Raw genomic sequence first — 21950 nt, 5'->3', positions numbered from 1 at the left:
CGCGTTAAGGCCACAGAGCCAAATTAGAGATGCTCCTCAGCCTCCCCAGGCAACTGCTCATCCAGATGCAGCCAAGGCAACCGGCTACTGGTCCAGATGTGCCGGGTGGCCCGTACGTTCTCTGGATGATCCAAGGTCGCCACGGTCACATCGATGGTCTGCGGACTGTGCACAGTGCTCAGCGCCAGATGCGCGCCACAGTCGCCGCAAAAAAACCGGCTGCAACTGGTCGGTGCCACATACATCCGCGGCCTGCCCTTGAGCCATCGAAAACCACTGCGCGGCAGGGTCAACCAGGTCACCACCAACCCGCCGCTGACCCGCCGACAGATCGAGCAGTGGCAATGAGCGATGTCGGTCAGATCCCCTTCCAAGCGATAGCGCAGGGCGCCGCAATGGCAGCCTCCCTCGTAAAATTCGGACATGATTACCTCTCGTCACCTTTGCCGTAGCGAAAGCTGGCTGAAAGCTTGCGCTCATAGGATAGCCCCACTACCGGCACAAGACCGGTCAGCCAGGGCCCCCGGATTGTTCCGCGCCCGGCCCAATCGACAACAACAATGGTGATTCTGATGTATTCCTGTGCCCGCCTTCTCGCAGTCCCCCTCCGGCTATTCCACGCACAGCGCCCCACGCGCTGATTCGCCCGAAGCGTCTTTTCTCTTTCGCCGCGCCACGCCTGGAGTATCGCCATGCTGACCTTCCTCGGCTTTGCCATGGTCATCACCTTCATGTACCTGATCATGACCAAGCGCCTGTCGGCCTTGATCGCCCTGATCCTGGTTCCGATCCTGTTCGCCCTGTTCGGTGGTTTCTCCTCCGATATCGGCCCGATGATGCTGCAAGGCATCAGCAAGCTTGCGCCTACCGGCGTGATGCTGATGTTCGCCATTCTCTACTTTGCCCTGATGATCGACTCCGGCCTGTTCGATCCGGCCGTGCGCCTGATCCTCAAGGCGGTCAAGGGCGACCCACTGAAAGTCTCGGTCGGCACCGCCGTGCTGGCGTTGGTGGTATCGCTCGACGGTGACGGCGCCACCACCTACATGATCTGCTGCGCAGCGATGTTGCCGCTGTACAGCCGCTTAGGCATGAGCCCGCGGATCATGGCCGGCTTGATCATCCTGGCCGGCGGGGTGATGAACATGACCCCTTGGGGTGGCCCTACAGCGCGCGCCGCAAGCGCCCTGCATGTCGATCCGTCGGACATCTTCGTGCCGATGATCCCGGCCATGGCCTTCGGCGTCATCGCCATCCTGGCGATCGCCTACATGTACGGCAAACGTGAGCGGGCCCGCCTGGGTGAGCTGCACCTGCCGACCGATGACATCGACCACAGTGGCATCAGCGTTTCGCAGTTCCCAGAAGCACGCCGGCCAAAACTGATCTGGTTCAACGGCGCCCTGACCCTGGTCCTGATGATCGCCCTGATCGCAGGTCTGCTGCCGCTGCCGGTACTGTTCATGGTGGCCTTCAGCATCGCCATGATCGTCAACTACCCATGCCTGCAACAGCAGAAGGACCGCATCGCCGCCCACTCCGGTAGCGTCCTGGCCGTGACCGGGTTGATCTTCGCCGCAGGCATCTTCACCGGCATCCTGTCCGGCACCGGCATGGTCGACGCCATGTCCAAGAGCCTGCTGGCGGTGATTCCGGATGCGCTCGGCCCGTACCTGGCAGTAATCACGGCGATCGTCAGCATGCCGTTCACCTTCTTCATGTCCAACGATGCCTTCTACTACGGCGTACTGCCGGTGCTGGCCGAAGCCGCTAGCCACTACGGCATCACCCCGGTGGAAATGGCCCGAGCGTCGATCGTCGGACAACCGGTACACCTGCTCAGCCCGCTGGTACCCTCAACCTACCTGCTGGTCGCACTGGCCGGGATCGAGTTCGGTGATCATCAGCGCTTCACGCTCAAGTGGGCAGTGCTGGTGTGCATGTGCATAATGCTCGGCGCATTGCTCCTGGGGACTTTCCCACTGTTCAGCAGTCTGTAAATACATACGCCCTACAGCGATGCGCCCTACCGGGTGCATCGCCTTTTAACGTTCGAAGGAATACACATGGAATGGCTGACCAGCCCGGAAATCTGGGTTGCCTTTTTCACCCTGACGGCACTTGAAATCGTTCTCGGTATCGACAACATCATCATGATCTCGATCCTGGTCAGCCGCATGCCCAAGCACATGCAGCCACGCACCCGGATCTTCGGCCTGGCCCTGGCCATGGTCACCCGCATCCTGCTGCTGCTCTCGATTACCTGGGTCATGCGCCTGACTGCCGATTTGTTCGAAGTGTTCGGCCAAGGCATCTCCGGTCGCGACCTGATCCTGTTCTTCGGTGGCCTGTTCCTGCTGTGGAAAAGCTCCCAGGAGATCTACCACGGCCTGGAAGGTGAAGACGAAAACCCGGAAGAGCCAAAGGGCGCGGGTGGCAAGTTCATCTACACCATCATCCAGATCGCCATCATCGACATCGTGTTCTCGCTGGACTCGGTGATCACCGCCGTAGGCATGGTCTCGCACGTACCGGTGATGATCGCCGCGATCGTCGTGGCAGTGCTGGTGATGATGCTCTGCGCCGGTGCCATCAGTAATTTCATCGACAAGCACCCTTCGCTGAAGATGCTTGCACTGTCGTTCCTGATCGTCGTCGGTACGGTGCTGATCGCCGAATCCTTCGACGTGCATGTGCCAAAAGGCTACGTGTACTTCGCCATGGCCTTCTCGCTGGCGGTGGAAGCGATCAACATTCGCATGCGCACGGCGCGGGCACGCAAACGCGGCGAAGAGCACGATGCGGTGAAACTGCGCAAGGACATCCCTGGTCAATAAGCTCAGGCGCGCAATCAAGAAAGGCCCTCCGGGGCCTTTTTTCGTTCCTGCCCCTGGGCAAGCGCAGGGCGCTCGCGTGTTTCAAATATGTTTCAGCCATGCCAAGCTGGCGTCAGCTGGGTAAAACAACTAAAGCTTGAGTGAGCACTGGAAAAAACCGCCCACCCCCGGGCCAGGCTCACGGCTTCACCCATTGGCCCCGCGTTGGGGCAACAGCAACAGGGGGGCCTTCGTACATGCTGACCTTGCTCAATCTGCTTTCCGCCGTGGCATTGCTGGTGTGGGGCACGCATATCGTGCGTACCGGCATCCTGCGGGTCTACGGCTCCAACCTGCGCCGGGTGCTCAGCCAGAACATGAGCAAGCGCCCGCTGGCATTTCTCGCCGGCATCGTGGTGACCGCCATGGTGCAGAGCAGCAACGCCACCGCGATGCTGGTGACCTCCTTCGTCGGCCAGGGCCTGATGGCGATGACCCCGGCTTTGGCCATCATGCTCGGCGCCGACGTAGGTACCGCGCTGATGGCCCGGGTGTTGACCTTCGACCTGTCGTGGCTGTCACCGCTGCTGCTGTTCGTCGGGGTTATTTTCTTTCTCTCGCGCAAACAGACCCGCCTCGGCCAGATGGGCCGCGTGGCGATCGGCCTGGGCCTGATCATCCTGGCCCTGCAACTGATCGTCCAGGCCGCGACGCCGATCACCCAGGCGCAAGGGGTGAAGGTCCTGTTTGCCTCGTTGACCGGCGATATTCTGCTCGATGCCCTGGTCGGCGCGCTGTTCGCGATGATTTCCTACTCAAGCCTGGCCGCCGTGCTGCTGACCGCCACCTTGGCCGGTGCCGAGCTGATCAGCCTGCCAGTGGCGATTGGCCTGGTGGTAGGGGCCAACATCGGCAGCGGTCTGCTGGCGTTTCTCACCACCAGCATGCAGAACGCCGCTGGGCGGCGAGTCGCGCTGGGCAGCCTGCTGTACAAGCTGATCGGCTTACTGCTGATCATCCCCGTCCTGCATCCACTGGTGGAGTGGATGGACAGCCTCAGCTTCAGCCCCCAGGAATTGGTGATCGGCTTTCACCTGCTCTACAACACGCTGCGCTGCCTGATCATGCTGCCGACCACCAAACCCATGGGCCGCTTGTGCAATGCGCTACTGCCCGAGCGCGAGAATGGCAATGGCCAGATCCGCCCACGCCACCTGGATGCCTCGGCCCTGCAGACCCCCAGCCTGGCCCTGGCCAACGCCGCGCGCGAAACCCTGCGCCTGGGCGATATCGTCGACAGCCTGCTGGAAGCCATGCTCGGCGCCCTGCGCGGCACCCAGACCGCACTCCCGCAACAGGTCCGTGCGCTCGCCGAGGATGCCGAGGCGCTGTACAGCGCAATCAAACTGTACCTGGCGCAAATGTCGCGCGAAGACTTGAGCGAACAGGACAACCGGCGCTGGGCCGAGATCATCGAGCTGGCCATCAACCTCAAGCTGGCCAGCGACCTGATCGAGCGCATGCTGCGCAAGGTGCAGCAACAGAAGACCTCGCAGCGCCGCGAGTTTTCCCAGGTCGGCCTGGAAGAGCTGACCGGCCTGCAAGAACAGCTGCTGGCCAACCTGCGCCTGGGCCTGTCGGTGTTTCTCAGTGCCGACCCTCAGAGCGCCCAGCTGCTGCTGCGCGAAAAGCGCCGTTTTCGCGCCCAGGAACGGCGTTTGGCCCACGCCCATGTCAGCCGATTGCAACGCAAGGTAGTGCAAAGTATCGAGACCAGTTCGCTACACTTGGAGCTGATCGCCGATATGAAGCGTTTGAACTCTTTGTTCTGCAGCAGTGCCTATGTGGTACTAGGCGGCTCGGACACCGGCGGCTTGTTGCTCGACAGCGTACCGGACGAAGCCCGCCAGCCCTGAACCCGCACTACCGGAGACCCAAGCTCGCCCATGCGTAGCCTGATGTTCGTTTGCCTACTGATCTGCAGCCTGCCGTCGCTGGCCCTCGACCGCTCGAAGGTTGAGGGCTACCTGCTGCCCAATGGCCTGCAGGTGATCCTCAAATCCGGCTATGAGCGCGACCATGTAGCGATCCGCCTGGTGGTAGGGGTGGGCCTGGACGACTTCGAGTGTGACCAGCGCGAGCTGCCGCACCTGCTCGAGCACCTGCTGTTCAGCGGCATCGACGAAACCGGCGAGGGTGGCCTGGAAGAACGCATGCAGGCCCTTGGCGGTGAATGGAACGCCTACACCAGCAGCGCCGACACCACCTTCGTCATCGAAGCGCCGGCGCGCAACCAGCGCAAAGTGCTCGACTTGCTGCTGGCAGCGATCCGCGATACCCAGATCGACGCCAAAGCCCTGGCCACGGCAAAGAAGATCATCGAGCGAGAAGATGGCGGCCACTATGGCCACCTGCAACGCTGGCTCGACCGCCAGGACATCGGCCACCGCGCCAGCGACCAGCTGGCGGTGGAACTTGGGCTGAAATGCCCGGCACGCTCTGACCTCGACGACATGACCCTGGAGCAGGTCCAGGCCCTGCGCGAGCATTGGTATGCGGCCAACAACATGAGCCTGATTATCGTTGGCGGTCTTGACCGCCTGCTGCCGGCCTACCTGGAGCGCACCTATGGCGAGCTGCCAGCGATCGAGCCTGGCGAGCGGCGCAATCTGGACAGCATCAGCCAACAGGCCGAGCAACGCCGGGACCTCACCCGTGGCTGGCTGGGCGACAGCGTGAAACTGCACTGGCTGTTCATCGAGCCGACGCTGGATAACGACCACGACCAGACCCTCGACCTGCTTTCGCGCTACCTGGACTGGGCCTTGTACGACCAGCTACGCCTGCGCCATGGCTTGTCCTACGGCCCGTCGGTGCAGCGCGAGAGCTTTGGCGACAGCGGCATGCTCAGCCTCAACGCCGACCTCGAACGCCAGGATGTCGATAAGGCGGTGAAAGTGCTGCAGGAGTTGTTCGACCACCTGCGCAAGAACGGCCTCGACCCCGACACGTTCTCCCGAATCAAAGAGCTCGCCATCGCCCGGGAAAGCTGGTCTAGCCAGGGCAACAGCGCGCTGGCCGACTATTACTGGGGCGCACTGAACAATTACACCGACGGGCGCTTTACCGATCCGATCCGGCAACTGCGCAAGGTCAGCCTCAAACAGGCTGACGCGGCGCTGAGTGAGCTGCTCAAGGATCCGGGCTACCTGCGCATCGAGAAGCCGCTGCTTGGCTATGACGAGCTCTATGGGCTGGTGGCGTTGTTGTTGGGGCTGATCCTTGCCGTCGGCTTGCTGCGCTGGCGCCGGCATCCGCCAACTCGGCCCAGCGGCGCTACACGGGATAGCTGATTCGGCGGTATCCTGTAGTGGCCGAAGAATATTGGGTCCGCTGCGCGGCCCTTCGCGGGCAAGCCCGCTCCCACAGGGACAGCGCCACTCATAACCTGTGCGCTAATACCTGTGGGAGCGGGATTGCCCGCGAAGAGGCCGGTGCGGCCGCCAGTGATCTAGGCTCCATTCGCCCATTTCAGTAGCCACACATGCCCCCCATACCCCAATTCATCCAGCGCGTGATCGAACTGCTCAAGCGCTACCCCGGCATCATCGCGCTTGGCGGTTTCCTTTCGGGGATCGGCAGCTTCATTCTGGTCGACCGCCAGGCCGGCCTGGCCAGTTGGGTCGCTATCCTGATGCTGGTCAGCTGGCTCTGGCTGATGCTGGAGAACACCCTCACCGGGCTGTTCACCCGCGCTTTCAAGCGCGAAATCCCGCAGCCACTGCTGCGCTATGCGACGCAGATGATCCACCAGGAAAGCCTGTTCTTCGTTCTGCCGTTCTTCTTCATCACCACCACTTGGAACAGCGGCCAGCTGATTTTCACCGGCCTGCTCGGCGCCGCCGGGCTGATCTCGATCATCGATCCGCTGTACTACAAATGGCTGGCACCGCGGCGCTGGTTGTTCATGGCGCTGCACACCCTGACCCTGTTCGCCGCACTGCTGACGGCATTGCCGATCATCTTGCACCTGACCACCGCGCAGAGCTTCAAACTGGCCCTGATCGCGGCCATGGCGCTGTCGTTCCCAAGCCTTGCCAGCAGCTTCCCGATCAATAACTGGCGGCGCGCCGTGGCATTGGTGCTGGTTACTCTGTCGGTCGGTGCTGGCGGCTGGCTGTTGCGCTCGTGGGTGCCACCCGCGACCTTGTGGTTGACCGAGGTGGCGGTCAGCACCGAGGTGCTCAATCGTCAGCCAGGCGCGTCGCTGGAAGAGATCCCGGCCAGCCGCATCAAAGGCAGCGGGCTGTATGCCTACACCGCGATCAACGCACCGCGCGGGCTTAACGAGCGTATCTATCACGTGTGGCAGCTGGACGGTAAAGAGGTCGACCGGATCGCCCTGGATATCCATGGCGGACGCAAAGAAGGCTATCGCGCCTGGACCCACAAGCAGAACTTCCCGCCCAATCCGGTCGGCAAGTGGCAGGTGCGAGTGCTGACAGAGGATGGCCAGGTGATCGGCGTATTGCGCTTCAAGGTAGTGAACGACGCAGCGTCGGGCTGATTACAAACCGTATCGCAGCGGCGAGGGAGTGACCTTGCCTGCGCGATAGGGCCAGTGAGCACAGCACCAAGGTGCAATACACTCATGGGCGATGCGCTATGATCTGACCCGTCGCCCCCGCGCCCGTCAGAAGCATGGAGCCCATGACCACACCCAGCGCTACCCTGGACACCAGCAGCCAGCCGGCCTGCCTGCACATTACCGGTGACTGGACCCTGGCCCACTACGCCGAGCTCAAGCGTTCCAGCGAGCGACTGCGTAGCCAGTTCGCCGCCGACGCCATCGCCGACCTGAGCCAACTCGGCCGCCTGGACACCGCCGGCGCCTCGCTACTGGCCGAACTGCTTGGTTCAGAACGGCTGTCGCACTGCACCAACGATCTGCCCGAAGCCAACCGCGCGCTGCTCAAGACGGTTTACTGCTCGGTGCAAGACTACTGCATCCCGGTCAAGCAAGCCGAGCGGCCGATCCTGATTCTGCTGCTCGATCGGATCGGCCGCGCCGTCGACACCCTGTGGCAAGACACCCGACAGTTGCTCGGTTTCATCGGCCTGATCATCGAAACCTTGCTGCGTCGTGTGCTGCAACCGCACCGTTGGCGGGTCACCCCAGTGGTTGCCCATATCGAACAGACCGGCCTGGACGCTGCGCCCATCGTCGCCCTGTTGACCTTTCTGGTGGGCGCGGTGGTCGCCTTCCTCGGCGCCACGGTGTTGGCGGCCTTTGGCGCGACCATCTTTACCGTCGACCTGGTGGCGTTTTCATTCCTGCGCGAATTCGGCGTACTGCTCACCGCCATCCTCATGGCCGGGCGAACCGCCAGCGCCTTCACCGCACAGATCGGCTCGATGAAAGCCAACGAAGAGATCGACGCCATCCGCACGTTGGGCCTGAACCCGATCGAGCTGCTGGTGGTACCGCGGGTACTGGCGCTGTTGATCTCGCTGCCGCTGCTGACGTTCCTGGCGATGATCTGCGGCATCGTCGGCGGCGGGGTGGTCTGCGCGCTGTCGCTGGATATCCCGCCGGCCATGTTCCTCTCGTTGCTGCAAAGCGACATCGGCGTACAGCACTTCCTGGTCGGCTTGGCCAAGGCCCCCTTCTTCGCCTTCCTGATCGCCGCCATTGGCTGCCTGGAGGGCTTCAAGGTCAGTGGCAGCGCCGAGTCGGTGGGCGCCCACACGACCTCAAGCGTGGTCCAGTCGATTTTCGTGGTGATCGTCCTGGACGCCGTGGCCGCGCTGTTCTTCATGGAGATGGGCTGGTGACTGGCGTACGAGAAGCTGTGATCGAGGCGCGCGGCCTGTGCAACCGCTTTGGCCGCCAGAGCGTGCACGAGAACCTTGATCTTGACCTGTTCAAGGGCGAGATCCTCGCAGTGGTCGGTGGCTCGGGCAGCGGCAAGTCGGTGCTGCTGCGCAGCATCATCGGCCTGCGCAGGCCCAACGAGGGGTTGGTCAAGGTGTTCGGCCAGAACCTGGCACAACTCAACAATGAGCAACGCTCGTTAGTGGAACGGCGCTTTGGCGTGTTGTTCCAGAAGGGCGCGCTGTTCTCCTCGCTGACCGTCACCGAAAACGTCGCCCTGCCGCTGATCGAGCACGCCGGACTGTCGCGGGCCGATGCCGAGCACTTGGCCGGGGTCAAACTGGCCCTGGCGGGCCTGCCGATCTCGGCTGCGGACAAATACCCGTCGTCGCTGTCAGGCGGCATGATCAAGCGTGCAGCGCTGGCCCGCGCCTTGGCGTTGGACCCGGATATCCTGTTCCTCGACGAACCCACCGCCGGCCTCGACCCGATTGGCGCAGCGGCGTTCGACCAATTGATCCTGACCCTGCGTGACGCGCTGGGCCTGAGCGTGTTCCTGATCACCCATGATCTTGACACGCTCTACACCATTACCGACCGAATCGCCGTGCTTTCGCAGAAGAAAGTCCTGGTCGCCGGCCCTTTGGCCGAGGTCGAGCAAACCAACGATCCCTGGATCCACGACTATTTTCACGGCCCGCGCGGGCGGGCGGCCGAACAGGCCGCCGCCAGTGCCCGGCAGGAGCGCTGAACCATGGAAACCCGAGCTCATCATGTCTTCATCGGCCTGGTCACCGTACTGGTGGTGGCCGGCGCGCTGCTGTTCGGCCTGTGGCTGACCAAATCCAGCGTCGACGACACCTTCAAGGACTACCAAGTGGTGTTCAACGAGGCCGTCTCGGGCCTGTCGCGCGGTAGCGCGGTGCAGTACAACGGGATCAAGGTCGGGGACGTCACCACCCTGCGCCTGGACCCGGAAGATCCGCGCCGGGTCCTGGCGCGCATTCGCCTGAGCGCCGACACCCCGGTCAAGCAGGATACCCAAGCCAAGCTGACCCTGGCCGGCGTCACCGGCAACTCGTTCATCCAGCTCACTGGCGGCACCCCGCAAAGCCCCGAGCTCAAGGGCAAGGACGGCAAACTGCCGGTGATCGTCGCCTCACCTTCGCCAATTTCGCGCCTGCTCAACGACAGCAGCGACCTGGTGACCAACATCAACCTGCTGCTGCACAACGCCAACCAGATGTTCTCCGAAGACAACATCGGCCGCCTGAGCAACACCCTTGCCAATCTGGAGCAAACCACCGGCGCCTTCGCCAGCCAGAAGGGCGGAATCACCCAGGCCATCGAGCAGTTGGGCGAAGTCGGCAAACAAGCCAGCGCCACCCTCGCCGAAACCCAGACGCTGATGCGCAACGCCAACGGTCTGCTGGGCACGCAAGGCAAGCAGGCCTTCGGCAGCGCCGAGCAGGCCATGCAAGCGCTGGCCGAGAGCACCGCGACCATCAACAGCCTGCTCAAGGACAACCGCGAAGCGATCGACGACGGCGCCCAAGGCCTGAACCAGCTGACCCCGGCCATCCGCGAATTGCGCGAAACCCTCAACGCCCTCAAAGGCATCTCGCGCCAACTGGAGGCGGACCCAAGCGGCTACCTGCTGGGTCGCGACAACAACAAGGAGTTCCAGCCATGAACACTTCGCTGCGTCTTGTCACCCTCGCCGCAGCGCTAAGCCTGGCCACGGCCTGCTCGATCCTGCCCAAGAGCGAGCCGGTGGACATTTATCGCCTGCCAGTGAGCCAGGCCAGCCGCACAGCCACCCCGCTGGACTGGTCGCTGCGCCTGAACAAGCCGCTGGCCAGCGAGGCCCTGGCCGGCGCCCGCATTGCAGTAATCCCGCAAGGCGACATCATCAGCGGCTACAAGGGCGCCCGCTGGAGCGACCCGGTGCCATTGCTGGTGCGTAACCGCCTGCTCGATGGCTTTCAACGCGATGGCCGCGTGCAGCGCCTGAGCGCTGACGACAGCAACCTGCAAGCGGACTATGAGCTGGCAGGCGAGCTGCAGGCGTTCCAGAGCGAATATCGGCCGGGGGGCGTGGAGGTGCTGATACGTTATGACGCGCGCCTGGTGCAAGGGCGCAGCCAGCGTATTCTTGCTAGCCGGCGCTTCGAGGTGCGTCAGCCGCTGACCTCCAGCCAAGTGTCAGCAGTGGTCGCCGGCTTCGGTGCGGCCAGCGACCAACTGATGGCGCAACTGCTGGACTGGACTGTGGCCCAGGCAACTCAGGCTCAGGCGAAGAACCAGTAGCAGACGAAGATCGCCGCGATCACCCCGGACAGTTCGGCCAGCAGGGCGCAACCCACCGCGTGACGGACCCGTTGAATACCCACCGCGCCGAAATACACTGCCAATACGTAGAAGGTGGTTTCGGTACTGCCCTGGATGGTCGCCGCCACCAAGGCTGGGAAGCTATCGACGCCATGGGTCTGCATGGTCTCGATCAGCATCGCCCGCGCCGCGCTGCCAGAGAACGGCTTGACCAGCGCGGTTGGCAGGCCCTCGACGAAGCGAGTGTCCATGCCCATCCACTCCACGGCGTGGCGGATGCCGTCCAAAGCCAGCTCAAGGGCGCCCGAGGCCCGCAGCACACCCACTGCACAAAGCATCGCCACCAGGTAAGGCAGTAGGTTTTTGGCGACGTCGAAGCCTTCCTTGGCGCCTTCGACGAAGGCTTCATACACCTTGACCCGTCGCAGCGCGCCGATCACCAGGAACAGGATGATGATGCCGAACAGGGTCAGGTTGCCAAGGATCGACGACAGGCTGGCCAGCGCCGCCGCCGACAGCGTGCCGAGGAAGGCCATGAAGCAGCCCAGCAGCAGCGCACCGGGGATCAGGTAGGCGAGCACCACGGGGTCCCACAGGCGCAGGCGCTGCATGACCGCCACCGAGAGCAGGCCGACCAGGGTCGAGACGCTGGTAGCGAGCAGAATTGGCAGGAACACCATGGTCGGATCAGGTGCGCCTTGCTGCGCGCGGTACATGAAGATAGTGACCGGCAGCAGGGTCAGCGACGAGGCGTTGAGCACCAGAAACAGGATCTGCGCGTTGCTCGCCGTCGTGCTGCTGGGGTTGAGCTCCTGCAAGGCGCGCATGGCCTTCAGGCCGATCGGCGTAGCGGCGTTGTCCAGGCCCAGGCCATTGGCGGCGAAGTTCATGGTGATCAAGCCCAGGGCAGGGTGCCCAGGTGGCACTTCAGGCATGAGCCGGGCGAACAGCGGCCCGAGCATCTTGGCCAGCCACTCGACGATACCGGCCTGCTCGGCAATCTTCAGGAAACCCAGCCATAAGGTGAGGGTGCCGAACAGCAGCACCATGACTTCCACCGACAGCTTGGCCATGGCGAAGATGCTCTCGACCATCGCGGCGAAGATCCCGGCATTGCCGCCGACCAGCCATTGGGCCAGGGCGGAGATGGCCGCCACCAGGAAAAAGCTGAGCCAAAGGCCATTGAGCATCCGTGTGTTCCCCCGAAAAATGCCTCGAATGATAGCGTACTGATCGACCAGAACGCTGCTTCCACAGTTGCAAGCTAGCGCGGGAAAAGTCCTAAGCCTCAAGCACGCGAGCTGTAAGCGGCTGGCGTGGGAGCGGGCTTGCCCCGCGATAGCGTCTACTTGGCCAAATTGCTTAGCCGCGCTGACGCTATCGCGGGGCAAGCCCGCTCCCACGCTACCGTGACGCCTTTCTCCCACACGACGTTCGTACCACCTGCCGATCTCAAGACAACAAAAAGCCCCGACAAGTCGGGGCTTTTTGTTCAACGCTGAAGGCTTACTGCTTGGCAGTCTCGCCCGCAACGGATGCGGCGGCTTTGGTACCGACCATGTGCGGCAGCGAGTTGTAGTACTGCTCGCCTTTGACCGCGTCGTACATGCCTTCCCAGCGTGCGATAACCAGCGCGGCCAGGGCGTTGCCGATCACGTTCAGGGCAGTCCGCGCCATGTCCATGATGCGGTCGACACCGGCGATGAACGCCAGGCCTTCCAGCGGGATACCAACACTGCCCAGGGTCGCCAGCAGCACCACGAAGGAAACGCCCGGCACACCCGCGATACCCTTGGAGGTGACCATCAGGGTCAGGACCAGCAGCAGCTGTTGGCTCCAGGACAAGTCGATGCCGTACAGCTGGGCAATGAAGATCGCCGCGATGCTCTGGTACAAGGTCGAACCGTCAAGGTTGAACGAGTAACCGGTCGGCACCACGAAGCTGCAGATCGACTTCGGCGCACCGTACTTCTCCATCTTCTCGATCACCCGTGGCAGCACGGTCTCGGAGCTGGAGGTGGAGTAGGCGAGGATCATCTCGTCTTTCATGATGCGCATGATCTTGATGATCGAGAAGCCGAACATCCGCGCCACCAGGCCCAGCACCATGAAGGCGAAGAAGGCGATAGCGAAGTACACCAGCACCACCAGCTTGGCCAGCGGCAGCAGGGACGAGAAACCAAAGTTGGCGACAGTCACCGCGATCAGGGCGAATACACCGATCGGCGCGTAGTTCATGATCATGTGGGTGACCTTGAACATGGTTTCCGATACGCCCTGGAAGGTGCGTACCAGCGGCTCGCGCAGGTCTGCCTGCAGGCTCGACAAGCCCAGGCCGAACAGTACCGAGAAGAAGATGATCGGCAGCATCTCGCCACGCGCCACGGCTGCGAAGATGTTCGATGGAATCAGGTTGAGCAGGGTCTCGATGAACGCGTGCTCATGCTGCACCTCGGCCGCAGTGGCCTGGTACTTGGAGATGTCCACAGTGCCCAGGGTGCTCATGTCGATACCGACACCTGGGTGGAACAGGTTGGCCAGGCCCAGGCCGACGACGATGGCGATGGTGGTCACCACCTCGAAGTAGATGATGGTCTTCAGGCCAATGCTGCCCAGTTTCTTCGCGTCGCCAACCCCGGCGATGCCCACGATCAGCGACGAAATCACGATCGGGACGACGATCATCTTGATCAGGCGAATGAAGATGTCACCGGCTGGCTGCAGAACATTACTGATCCACCATGCCTTTTCTGCACTGAAATGGTTCAGCAGCGCGCCGATTGCAACGCCCAGGACGAGTCCGATGAGGATCTGCCAGGCGAGGCTTAGTTTTGCCTTCTTCATGTCGTTACCTTTTCTTCTAGTGGTCATGGTCGTCGAGCGGAAACGCGCGTTCCAGAGCCTTTAGAAGCATGCTGGGCAGCGAATTTAATCCGTACGACGGCTCCATCGAAGGTCAGCGCAAGCGAGCGTGTCGGCGCTCAGGCTAGCGAAAAAGGCCGCAACTATTGCGACGGAGAGGGAGGCAGTCTAATGCCTGAAACGACTACCCTATACCGATTCGGCATGAGATCAAGGGACAAAAAGTCGCACCCGAAGGGGCTGGATATCGGCCGTTCGGATTTCCGAACAAGACCAAAGCGCCATTTTTCGGCAGATTTGGCAGCACTAAAAGGAGGGATCGGATGCCTTGTTCGACAATCCGAATGGTCTGAATGGTACATCGGGCGGGTAGTGCCAGACCCTAAAATAATTCGATGTACGGTCGAGACAAAATGTGTCTTGAAGGCAAATTCCTACAAGCGACACAAAGCCTTCTATATATAGGTGCTTCGGAAGTCAGGTCCGCTTCGGTGCTTGGCAGCCCCGAGCAACCTGATACTTCCGATGCCACCTTGCCTGACCCGGCCCGTGCTCGGAGGTACTCCCTGTACCCCTAGGCCACTCCGATCCTGCAACAATCAGAACAGCCCGGCCCCTTGGTCATGTGCCGCCCCTCCTCGGGGCTGCGCATCATAGAAGCCAGAACCATAGAAAGGTTCAGCTTCTATAGCGTTACAGTGACGTGAACCTTATGCGTACGCTGACGCTTAGTACCACTTCGGATCACGCTTGAGCTGCTCTTGCAGCATCGCCTTCATGCCGTCGTCCGGCTTGCCCAGCCAACGGTACTGCGCATGGCGGGTGGGCGACTTGTCGGTCGGCAATCCTTCTGGCACCTCTACCAGCATCCCGTAGGCATCGTCCTTGTCCCAGCTGAACGCCACGATCAGGCGTTTATAGGTGCAGTTGTCGTCCGATTCACACAGAGGCCCGACCAAGTACTTGTCGCCATCCTCAGTCACTGCCGACATCTGTTCTTGCGAACTGCCGCTGAGGTTGATGACCCACTCGGGTAAACGCTCCTCGTCTTTGAGGGTGTCCTGCCAGGTCTCTCGGTATTCGGGGTCCGTGCCAAGCAACTGGCTGACACGAACCTGGCCGTCATTGGCCGCCATCGCCGCCGCGCTACCGCCCAGAATCAGGGCGGTAGCCAGGGCTTTGCAAAGCATCCGGCTCATGATCTAGCCCCTGCCGCGTCCGAAGAAGAAGGAAGCCACGAACAGCACCAGGAAGACGATGAACAGGATCTTCGCAATCCCCGTGGCAGCACCGGCGATACCACCGAAGCCCAGCACGGCAGCGACAATGGCGATAATCAGGAAAGTGATAGCCCAACTAAGCATGGTGGTTCTCCTTTCTTTTTTGAAATCGATCCGGCAGGTCGCTTAGAACACCCAGCGATCCTGCGGTACTACGTTTTCCAGAGTGGCCGGTGAGCTCGCCTTGGCGGTCGGCAGCGGGTCAGCTGCCCTGACCAAGGTGTTGGCACGGGTCGCCTGAATCTGCGTCAACAATGCCGTGTGCGCCGCCACTTGCTCGGCGAGCCGGGCGGTCTGCCAGCTGTAATAGAACTGGCCGGCGGCCAGGGTTACCAGCAGCGCCAGACCGAGAAGGAGGAACTGGCGCAGCGGCAAAGCGGTGGACTGTAAGCGGTTGACGGATTGGCGGTTCATGCCGGCTCCTCCTGCTGTGTTCTTATTCAAACTCTGAACAAGTAATTGCAGCCTGCATGCCAGCCTTACAAATTAATAAATATCCTTATAAATCAACAACTTACAAATACGAAAGGGTGTCTACAAGGACGTATCCTGCACGATGACCCTTTTGCCGTCGTGCGATTTGCACGACTTCAGCCCTCCACCTTGGTCGCGATCTTCAACAGGTCAGCATCTACGCCACGTACACCGATGATCTGCCGGGCGATCTCCACGGCGATGGTCTTCTGCTCGCTGCTGACCACCTCGCCCGATAGCCGGACCATTCCTTGCTCGCTGGCAACCTTGATGTTCAGCCCATCCAGATTGCGGCTGAAGCGGTAGCTGCTTTGGATCTTGTCGAGGATCCAGCTATCACTGGGCTGCGGCCCCGTTGGCGCCCCTACGGGCGTCTCACGAGCCTTGGCCATGGCGGCGGTATCCAGGCTCACCAGGTTGTTGACCAAGTGAATACCATCGGTGGTCCGCGCCAGGACACCGGCAAGCTCCTTGGCTTCGACACTGTCGACCCGTCCGCGTAAAGTCACTACACCCTCGCGACTTTCCACCTCGATAGGGGCTTTTTGCGTGACCCGGCTCCATGCCAGGCGCGAGCGCACGATGGCCGCAAGCGTGGCATCCTCAAGCCGCTGCGCGTAGGCACGCAGCTCCAAGGGGCGCTCGACCAGCTCGGCATTGACCTGCAATTGGTTATCGACCTGCTCGATACCGCGGGTGGCCAGCGCCAGGTGTTCAGCCAATTGGCGCTCCACCTCGCTCTCGACCTCGCCCGTCAAGCGAGCGCGCGCGCCTTCAACATCGACTTCAATACGAAAGGGATTGAGCAAGCGGTTCAGCGACAGGGCGGTTTGCAGCCCTCCTTGTAGACGCGCGTCCTGGATCGGATCGGCCAAGGCCGGCGTGATAACCGACACCAGACTGGCCGCGAAAACGGCCATACGAGGGGAAAAGCGCATGACTGCACCTCCTTTTGTGACAAAGCTAAAGATCTTCGCAACCCGCGTGCCAGCTGATTTTTCCCCTAAAAACCCAATGTTTTCAGTTAGTTAGATAAAGAACCGGCCAATAGCTAGCATGCAAAGGACAGAATCCTTCAGAATTGACCATGCAACTTGCCCGATCTTTCCGACACTAATTGAGATCAATCCTAAAGGAGCGTAGGAAAATGGAATCTGCCCAGGACAACCAAGGCCGCATCCTGCTGGTGGACGACGAGTCCGCCATCCTGCGAACCTTCCGTTATTGCCTTGAAGATGAAGGCTACAGCGTAGCCACGGCCAACAGCGCCGTGCAGGCTGAGGCGCTGTTGCAGCGGCAGGTGTTCGACCTGTGCTTCCTCGATTTGCGCTTGGGTGAGGACAACGGTCTCGACGTACTGGCCCAGATGCGTATCCAGGCGCCGTGGATGCGAGTGGTCATTGTCACCGCCCATTCGGCGGTGGACACCGCGGTCGATGCGATTCAGGCCGGCGCCGCCGATTACCTGGTCAAACCCTGCAGCCCGGACCAATTGCGCCTGGCCACCGCCAAGCAACTCGAAGTGCGCCATCTGTCTGCTCGCCTCGAAGCGCTCGAAGGCGAAGTGCGCAAACCTAAAGACGGGCTCGACTCGCACAGCCCGGCCATGATGGCGGTGCTGGAAACCGCGCGACAGGTAGCCACCACCGACGCCAACATTCTCATCCTCGGCGAATCCGGCACCGGCAAAGGCGAGCTGGCCCGTGCCATCCACGGCTGGAGCAAGCGTGCACGCAAGGCTTGCGTGACCATCAACTGCCCGTCGCTGAACGCCGAACTGATGGAGAGCGAGCTGTTCGGTCACACCCGCGGCGCCTTCACCGGCGCCAGCGAAAGCACCTTGGGCCGAGTCAGCCAAGCCGACGGCGGCACGCTTTTTCTCGACGAGATCGGCGATTTTCCACTGGCTTTGCAGCCAAAGCTGCTGCGCTTCATTCAAGATAAGGAATACGAGCGGGTCGGCGATCCGGTTACCCGCCGCGCAGATGTACGCATCCTCGCCGCGACCAACCTCAACCTCGATGACATGGTCCGCGACGGACGCTTCCGTGAAGACCTGCTGTACCGCCTCAACGTCATTACCTTGCACCTGCCGCCACTGCGCGAACGCAGCGATGACATCCTGACGCTGGCCGAGCGCTTTCTCGCCCGCTTCGTCAAGGAGTACTCGCGACCGGCCCGGGTGTTCAGTGACGAAGCGCGCGCGGCCCTGCTCAACTACCGCTGGCCAGGTAACATCCGGGAGCTACGCAACGTGGTCGAGCGGGCCAGTATCATCTGCCCACAGGAGCGGGTCGAGATCAGCCACTTGGGCATGGCCGAACCCACCACCAACAATGCCCCGCGTATCGGCGCCGCGTTGAGCCTGGATGAGCTGGAACGGGCGCACATCGGTGCAGTGCTGGCTTCCAGTGACACCCTCGATCAAGCAGCGAAGACACTCGGCATCGACGCCTCGACGCTGTACCGCAAGCGCAAGCAATTCAACCTATGAAGTGGCCGATGAAGCTGCGCACGCGGCTTTTCCTGAGCATCTCGGCATTGGTCACGGTGGCTTTGCTTGGGCTGTTGCTGGGGTTGGTCAGCGTATTGCAGATGGCCACGGTGCAGCAGCGCTTGGTGCGCGATACCACCCATACCCTCGAGGTCGGGCTCAAGCTTAGGCAAAACCTGGGTGAGCAGTTGACCCTGATCCTCGATCAGGACACCGCGGCCAATAGCCTGGTGACCTTGCAGGAGCAGTTCCAGAGCTTGCTCAACCAAGGGTTGGAGCAAGGTGGCGAGCGCACCGGTTTCAGTAAGGCCAGCAGTAACTACCAGACCTTCTTGCAGGCCTACCGCGATAGCCCCGCTCCCTCGCGCAGCATGGGTTCCGATCAGCCTTTGGGCGCGGCGTTCAACCAGGTGCGCGTCGACCTGATCGACTCCCACAAACAGGCGTTGGAGCACATCACTCGCAGCGAGGAGCATACCCGTGACCGCGCCCTCTTGGTCAGCGGCCTGCTGGGCCTGATGGGCCTAGCGGTGCTGGTCCTGGGGTTCGTCACCGCACACAACATCGCCCGCCGCTTCGGCCAGCCGATCGAAGCCTTGGCCAAGGCTGCCGATGAGGTCGGCCAAGGCAATTTTGATGTCACCCTGCCGGTTACCCAGGCCACTGAACTCAACCAGTTGACCCGCCGCTTCGGGATGATGGCCGATGCCTTGCGCAAGCACCAGGCCACCAATATCGATGAGGTGCTGGCTGGCCAGCAACGCTTGCAGGCGGTGCTCGACAGTATCGATGACGGCCTGCTGATCATCGATCGCCAAGGCCGCCTGGAGCACCTCAACCCCGTTGCCCAACGGCAGCTGGGCTGGGACAGCAGCCGGCTCGGCACGGGTCTGGCCGAGGCGTTGCAACGTCCAGAACTGGAGCAGCAACTGCGCCAGGTCCTGCGTGGCGGCAGCCTGGATCGCCCGCCGGATGACTTGAGCATCGATATCGAGGAAGAAACCCGCCTGCTGACTTACAGCCTGACCCCGGTCAGCCATCCCCAAGGGCCAATCCTCGGTGCTGTGATGGTGCTGCACGATGTCACCGAACAACGTGCCTTCGAGCGGGTGCGCAGTGAATTCGTCTTGCGTGCCTCGCACGAACTGCGCACCCCGGTCACCGGAATGCACATGGCCTTTGGCCTGCTGCGCGAGCGGGTCAAGTTCCCGCCTGAAGCCCGCGAGAACGACCTGCTCGACACCATCGGCGAAGAAATGCAGCGCCTGACCCAGTTGATCAACGACCTGCTGAATTTCTCTCGCTACCAGAGCGGGCTGCAAAAACTGGAGCTGGCTCACTGTGCCGTCGACGATCTGCTCGAACGCGCCCAAGGACGTATCGCACCACAGGCAGCCGACAAGCAGATCGACTTGCTGATCGAGCTTGAGCAGCCCCTGCCGCGTATCCAGGCCGATACCGCCCAGCTCGATCGAGTGCTGGACAACCTGTTGCACAACGCCGTGCGCCACACGCCCAGCGGGGGGCGCATCCGCCTGCATGCGCGACGTCATGGCGAGCGGGTGATCGTCAGTGTCGAGGATAATGGCGAAGGTATCGCCTATGGCCAACAAGGGCGGATTTTCGAGCCGTTCGTGCAGGTAGGACGCAAGAAAGGTGGCGCTGGGCTGGGCCTGGCGCTATGCAAAGAGATCGTCCAGCTGCATGGTGGCCGCATGGGGGTGTTTTCGCGGCCAGGGCAGGGGACGCAGTTCTATATGGCGTTGCCGGTCTGAGTCGTTGGTTGCTCAAACACTTCTGCTGGCTGTTCCGGCCTCTTCGCGGGCAAGCCCGCTCCCACAGGGATCTCCACAACCCCTGTCGGAGCGGGCTTGCCCGCGAAGAAGCCAGAACAGACACAACACAGATAGATAATCCCTGCAGAACCTGTAGCAGCGGGCTTGCCCGCGAAGAAGCCAGAACAGACACAACACAGGTAGATAATCCCCACAGAACCTGTAGCCGCGGGCTTGCCCGCGAAGAGGCCAGAACAGACACAACACAGGTAGATAATCCCCACAGAACCTGTAGGAGCGGGCTTGCCCGCGAAGAGGCCGGTGCAGTCAGCGAATCGCTACAAGGCCACCCACATATCAAGGCTCATCATCAATCCGCCGAGCACTTACCCGCCGCCCACGAGTTATCAACTCGGCAAACTGCCGGGCATTGAGCGGATGGGCAAACAACCACCCCTGCCCATAATTGACCCCCTCACTGTTGAGCAGTACCGCCTGGTCCTCACATTCGATACCTTCGGCAATCACCCGCAAATGCAAGTCATGGGCCATGCGGATAATATGCGGCGCCACGCCGCTGCTCGCCGCATCATGGCCCAGCGCATCGATAAAGGCCTTGTCGATCTTCAAACAATCCACCGGCAAGGTCTGCAGGTAGGCAAGGCTGCAGTAGCCCGTGCCGAAATCGTCAATCAGTACCTGATGGCCGACGGCGCGCAAGGCCTGCAAATTGTCTCGTGCCACCACTACATCGATCAGGCCCCGCTCGGTCACCTCGAAAGCGATCTGACTGGCGGGCACCCGGTGGTGAGCCAGCAGCCGGGCTGCCACCCCACCAATGCGCGGCACCATCACATCGCAGGCTGCCAGGTTCACCGAGATATATAAGTTGCGGTTGGCCCGCAGCAGTTGACCCAGTTGCTCCAATACCCGCTGCAGGACGAAGTCGGTGATCTGACGGATCTGCCCGGTATTCTCCGCCAGCGGGATGAACAGATCCGGGCTGGTCAGGGTGCCATCGGGCCTGCGCCAGCGCACCAGAGCCTCGGCGCCGACACAGCGCCGACTGTCCAGCTCGAATATCGGCTGGTAGAGCACCTGCAGCTCGCCTTTGCGCAGCGCATTCTGCAGCTCGGAGCTCATCGAGCGGCGTTGCAGGATCAACTGCAGCACCAGCCAGCCAATGCAGCACGCCACTAGCACGCTGCCAGGGAACAATAGCCAGAGCACGCCGTTCATCTTCAGAGGCAAACTGGCGCGAGGGGCAATCAGCACTAACTGGTAATCAGGGGACTTGGTCGGCATGCGGTAGATCAGCCGGTCACTGAGCTCAGATAAAGCCTTGTCCGAGGGTGGCGGCCAATCGGCGACTGGCGGCCAGGGTTGCGCCGGCCCCAGCACCGGAATGGCGCGACGCCCGTGATCCAATACCACCAGCAGGCTCCCGCCGGGCGGTAGGTCAACCACATCGGTGAGGTGACCACGGGAAGTAGAAACCAAAAAATTACCGCGCCCGAGCATGAGCGCAGCGAGGTTCTCGTCGGGCTCGGCAGTGGTATTGAGCCAGTAGCTGTAAGTCGGACCGCGAATATCCGGGGGGCGAAAAGGCTCGATGTTACTTACCCCACCACGGCTGGAGCAGGCGACATTGCCCTGCACATAGGCCGCTTCGTAAATGAACCGCGAACTCAGGCCTACTTGCTGCAATGCCGCCAAGGTTGTCGAGTCGCACCCACGCAAAGGCAGGGAGTGCAATTGGTCGACCCCTTGGCGTAACTGACCGAAGACTTGCTCCAGACGCTCCAGAAAGCGCTCGCCCTGGGCGTTCATCTGCGCGCTCTCGCTTTCCTTCATTTGTTGCAGCGCCACACCCACGCTGCCTGCCAGCAACAGCACGGCGCTAGCCAGGGCAGCTAGCGCTGCCAGCAGCCAGGGGCGGTGGAGAATTTGGCGCAACCCAACGAGGAAGGCTGACATCGGATATATCCAGTTGATTACCAAGAGGTATAGCAACGGAATGGTCAGTCGGCACGGCCGTTGGGC

The 21950-nt window shown here is 61.8% G+C and carries 19 protein-coding genes; 11 read left to right on the top strand and 8 right to left on the bottom strand.

Annotated elements, in window-relative coordinates; translation table 11 throughout:
• Positions 1 to 23: 23 nt before the first annotated feature.
• Positions 24 to 425 carry a GFA family protein gene (locus OIU19_RS06560; RefSeq protein WP_264234305.1) on the bottom strand — a complete coding sequence of 134 codons (402 nt, stop codon included), beginning with the start codon at positions 423 to 425 and terminating at the stop codon, positions 24 to 26.
• Positions 426 to 692: 267 nt separating this feature from the next.
• Between OIU19_RS06560 and OIU19_RS06555 the strand changes: the two genes are divergently transcribed.
• The 9 genes from OIU19_RS06555 (at position 693) to OIU19_RS06515 (ending at position 11001) form a co-directional block, all read left to right on the top strand.
• Positions 693 to 2000: a CitMHS family transporter gene (locus tag OIU19_RS06555; protein ID WP_186557703.1), complete on the top strand. Its 1308-nt coding sequence runs from the start codon at positions 693 to 695 to the stop codon at positions 1998 to 2000.
• A gap of 66 nt (positions 2001 to 2066) precedes the next feature.
• Positions 2067 to 2837, top strand: a complete 771-nt coding sequence (locus OIU19_RS06550; RefSeq protein ID WP_186557702.1) for a TerC family protein — start codon at positions 2067 to 2069, stop codon at positions 2835 to 2837.
• A gap of 236 nt (positions 2838 to 3073) precedes the next feature.
• Positions 3074 to 4732 (top strand): Na/Pi cotransporter family protein, encoded by a 1659-nt coding sequence (locus OIU19_RS06545; RefSeq protein WP_264234302.1) that lies wholly within the window; start codon positions 3074 to 3076, stop codon positions 4730 to 4732.
• 30 nt (positions 4733 to 4762) lie between these two features.
• Positions 4763 to 6169: a pitrilysin family protein gene (locus tag OIU19_RS06540; RefSeq protein WP_264234298.1), complete on the top strand. Its 1407-nt coding sequence runs from the start codon at positions 4763 to 4765 to the stop codon at positions 6167 to 6169.
• Positions 6170 to 6360: 191 nt separating this feature from the next.
• On the top strand, positions 6361 to 7383 hold the full coding sequence (locus OIU19_RS06535) for a DUF2914 domain-containing protein (protein ID WP_264234296.1): 1023 nt from the start codon (positions 6361 to 6363) through the stop codon (positions 7381 to 7383).
• 134 nt (positions 7384 to 7517) lie between these two features.
• Positions 7518 to 8651: an ABC transporter permease gene (locus OIU19_RS06530; RefSeq protein ID WP_264234294.1), complete on the top strand. Its 1134-nt coding sequence runs from the start codon at positions 7518 to 7520 to the stop codon at positions 8649 to 8651.
• Positions 8648 to 9442, top strand: a complete 795-nt coding sequence (locus OIU19_RS06525) for an ABC transporter ATP-binding protein (protein WP_264234292.1) — start codon at positions 8648 to 8650, stop codon at positions 9440 to 9442. The genes OIU19_RS06530 and OIU19_RS06525 overlap by 4 nt, the downstream gene beginning before the upstream one ends.
• 3 nt (positions 9443 to 9445) lie before the next feature.
• Positions 9446 to 10384, top strand: coding sequence for an MlaD family protein (locus OIU19_RS06520; protein ID WP_186557696.1), 939 nt, complete (start codon positions 9446 to 9448; stop codon positions 10382 to 10384).
• Positions 10381 to 11001, top strand: coding sequence for an ABC-type transport auxiliary lipoprotein family protein (locus tag OIU19_RS06515; RefSeq protein ID WP_264234290.1), 621 nt, complete (start codon positions 10381 to 10383; stop codon positions 10999 to 11001). The genes OIU19_RS06520 and OIU19_RS06515 overlap by 4 nt, the downstream gene beginning before the upstream one ends.
• On the opposite strand, the gene OIU19_RS06510 is transcribed toward OIU19_RS06515, so the two are convergent.
• The 6 genes from OIU19_RS06510 to OIU19_RS06485 form a co-directional block, all read right to left on the bottom strand.
• Positions 10983 to 12212 carry a nucleoside recognition domain-containing protein gene (locus tag OIU19_RS06510; RefSeq protein ID WP_264234288.1) on the bottom strand — a complete coding sequence of 410 codons (1230 nt, stop codon included), beginning with the start codon at positions 12210 to 12212 and terminating at the stop codon, positions 10983 to 10985. The two genes, OIU19_RS06515 and OIU19_RS06510, sit on opposite strands and share 19 nt — an antisense overlap.
• Before the next feature lie 316 nt (positions 12213 to 12528).
• On the bottom strand, positions 12529 to 13866 hold the full coding sequence (gltP, locus tag OIU19_RS06505; RefSeq protein WP_264234286.1) for a glutamate/aspartate:proton symporter GltP: 1338 nt from the start codon (positions 13864 to 13866) through the stop codon (positions 12529 to 12531).
• Between the two features lie 746 nt (positions 13867 to 14612).
• Entirely contained in the window at positions 14613 to 15083 is a 471-nt protein-coding gene (locus OIU19_RS06500; protein ID WP_264234284.1) for an inhibitor of vertebrate lysozyme family protein, read from the bottom strand.
• Positions 15084 to 15086: 3 nt separating this feature from the next.
• Positions 15087 to 15248, bottom strand: a complete 162-nt coding sequence (locus tag OIU19_RS06495) for a DUF1328 domain-containing protein (protein WP_003252966.1) — start codon at positions 15246 to 15248, stop codon at positions 15087 to 15089.
• 42 nt (positions 15249 to 15290) lie between these two features.
• Positions 15291 to 15578: a hypothetical protein gene (locus tag OIU19_RS06490; protein WP_264234282.1), complete on the bottom strand. Its 288-nt coding sequence runs from the start codon at positions 15576 to 15578 to the stop codon at positions 15291 to 15293.
• Positions 15579 to 15754: 176 nt separating this feature from the next.
• The gene (locus OIU19_RS06485; protein WP_264234280.1) at positions 15755 to 16576 is read right to left on the bottom strand and encodes a BON domain-containing protein; all 822 of its coding nucleotides are present in this window, start codon (positions 16574 to 16576) and stop codon (positions 15755 to 15757) included.
• Between the two features lie 209 nt (positions 16577 to 16785).
• Between OIU19_RS06485 and algB the strand changes: the two genes are divergently transcribed.
• Positions 16786 to 18132 (top strand): sigma-54-dependent response regulator transcription factor AlgB, encoded by a 1347-nt coding sequence (gene algB / locus OIU19_RS06480; protein WP_264234278.1) that lies wholly within the window; start codon positions 16786 to 16788, stop codon positions 18130 to 18132.
• Positions 18129 to 19907 (top strand): KinB sensor domain-containing domain, encoded by a 1779-nt coding sequence (locus OIU19_RS06475; RefSeq protein ID WP_264234276.1) that lies wholly within the window; start codon positions 18129 to 18131, stop codon positions 19905 to 19907. The genes algB and OIU19_RS06475 overlap by 4 nt, the downstream gene beginning before the upstream one ends.
• Positions 19908 to 20264: 357 nt before the next feature.
• On the opposite strand, the gene OIU19_RS06470 is transcribed toward OIU19_RS06475, so the two are convergent.
• A complete protein-coding gene (locus OIU19_RS06470) occupies positions 20265 to 21884 on the bottom strand; it encodes an EAL domain-containing protein (RefSeq protein ID WP_264234274.1) in 1620 nt (539 codons plus the stop codon).
• Positions 21885 to 21950: the final 66 nt, after the last annotated feature.

This window comes from Pseudomonas sp. BT-42-2 (assembly GCF_025847435.2).
GTDB classification, from domain to species: Bacteria; Pseudomonadota; Gammaproteobacteria; order Pseudomonadales; family Pseudomonadaceae; genus Aquipseudomonas; species Aquipseudomonas urmiensis.
Note: the sequence above shows the minus strand (reverse complement) of the source record. Positions and strands in the feature narration are given on the sequence as shown.

Coding starts and splice junctions, on each gene's coding strand:
- OIU19_RS06485 (WP_264234280.1), bottom strand. CDS start 16,576: ATGCGCTTTTCCCCTCGTATGGCCGTTTTCGCGGCCAGTCTGGTGTCG.
- OIU19_RS06500 (WP_264234284.1), bottom strand. CDS start 15,083: ATGAGCCGGATGCTTTGCAAAGCCCTGGCTACCGCCCTGATTCTGGGC.
- algB (WP_264234278.1), top strand. CDS start 16,786: ATGGAATCTGCCCAGGACAACCAAGGCCGCATCCTGCTGGTGGACGAC.
- OIU19_RS06530 (WP_264234294.1), top strand. CDS start 7,518: ATGGAGCCCATGACCACACCCAGCGCTACCCTGGACACCAGCAGCCAG.
- OIU19_RS06495 (WP_003252966.1), bottom strand. CDS start 15,248: ATGCTTAGTTGGGCTATCACTTTCCTGATTATCGCCATTGTCGCTGCC.
- gltP (WP_264234286.1), bottom strand. CDS start 13,866: ATGAAGAAGGCAAAACTAAGCCTCGCCTGGCAGATCCTCATCGGACTC.
- OIU19_RS06470 (WP_264234274.1), bottom strand. CDS start 21,884: ATGTCAGCCTTCCTCGTTGGGTTGCGCCAAATTCTCCACCGCCCCTGG.
- OIU19_RS06535 (WP_264234296.1), top strand. CDS start 6,361: ATGCCCCCCATACCCCAATTCATCCAGCGCGTGATCGAACTGCTCAAG.
- OIU19_RS06515 (WP_264234290.1), top strand. CDS start 10,381: ATGAACACTTCGCTGCGTCTTGTCACCCTCGCCGCAGCGCTAAGCCTG.
- OIU19_RS06550 (WP_186557702.1), top strand. CDS start 2,067: ATGGAATGGCTGACCAGCCCGGAAATCTGGGTTGCCTTTTTCACCCTG.
- OIU19_RS06555 (WP_186557703.1), top strand. CDS start 693: ATGCTGACCTTCCTCGGCTTTGCCATGGTCATCACCTTCATGTACCTG.
- OIU19_RS06510 (WP_264234288.1), bottom strand. CDS start 12,212: ATGCTCAATGGCCTTTGGCTCAGCTTTTTCCTGGTGGCGGCCATCTCC.
- OIU19_RS06545 (WP_264234302.1), top strand. CDS start 3,074: ATGCTGACCTTGCTCAATCTGCTTTCCGCCGTGGCATTGCTGGTGTGG.
- OIU19_RS06475 (WP_264234276.1), top strand. CDS start 18,129: ATGAAGTGGCCGATGAAGCTGCGCACGCGGCTTTTCCTGAGCATCTCG.
- OIU19_RS06540 (WP_264234298.1), top strand. CDS start 4,763: ATGCGTAGCCTGATGTTCGTTTGCCTACTGATCTGCAGCCTGCCGTCG.
- OIU19_RS06560 (WP_264234305.1), bottom strand. CDS start 425: ATGTCCGAATTTTACGAGGGAGGCTGCCATTGCGGCGCCCTGCGCTAT.
- OIU19_RS06520 (WP_186557696.1), top strand. CDS start 9,446: ATGGAAACCCGAGCTCATCATGTCTTCATCGGCCTGGTCACCGTACTG.
- OIU19_RS06490 (WP_264234282.1), bottom strand. CDS start 15,578: ATGAACCGCCAATCCGTCAACCGCTTACAGTCCACCGCTTTGCCGCTG.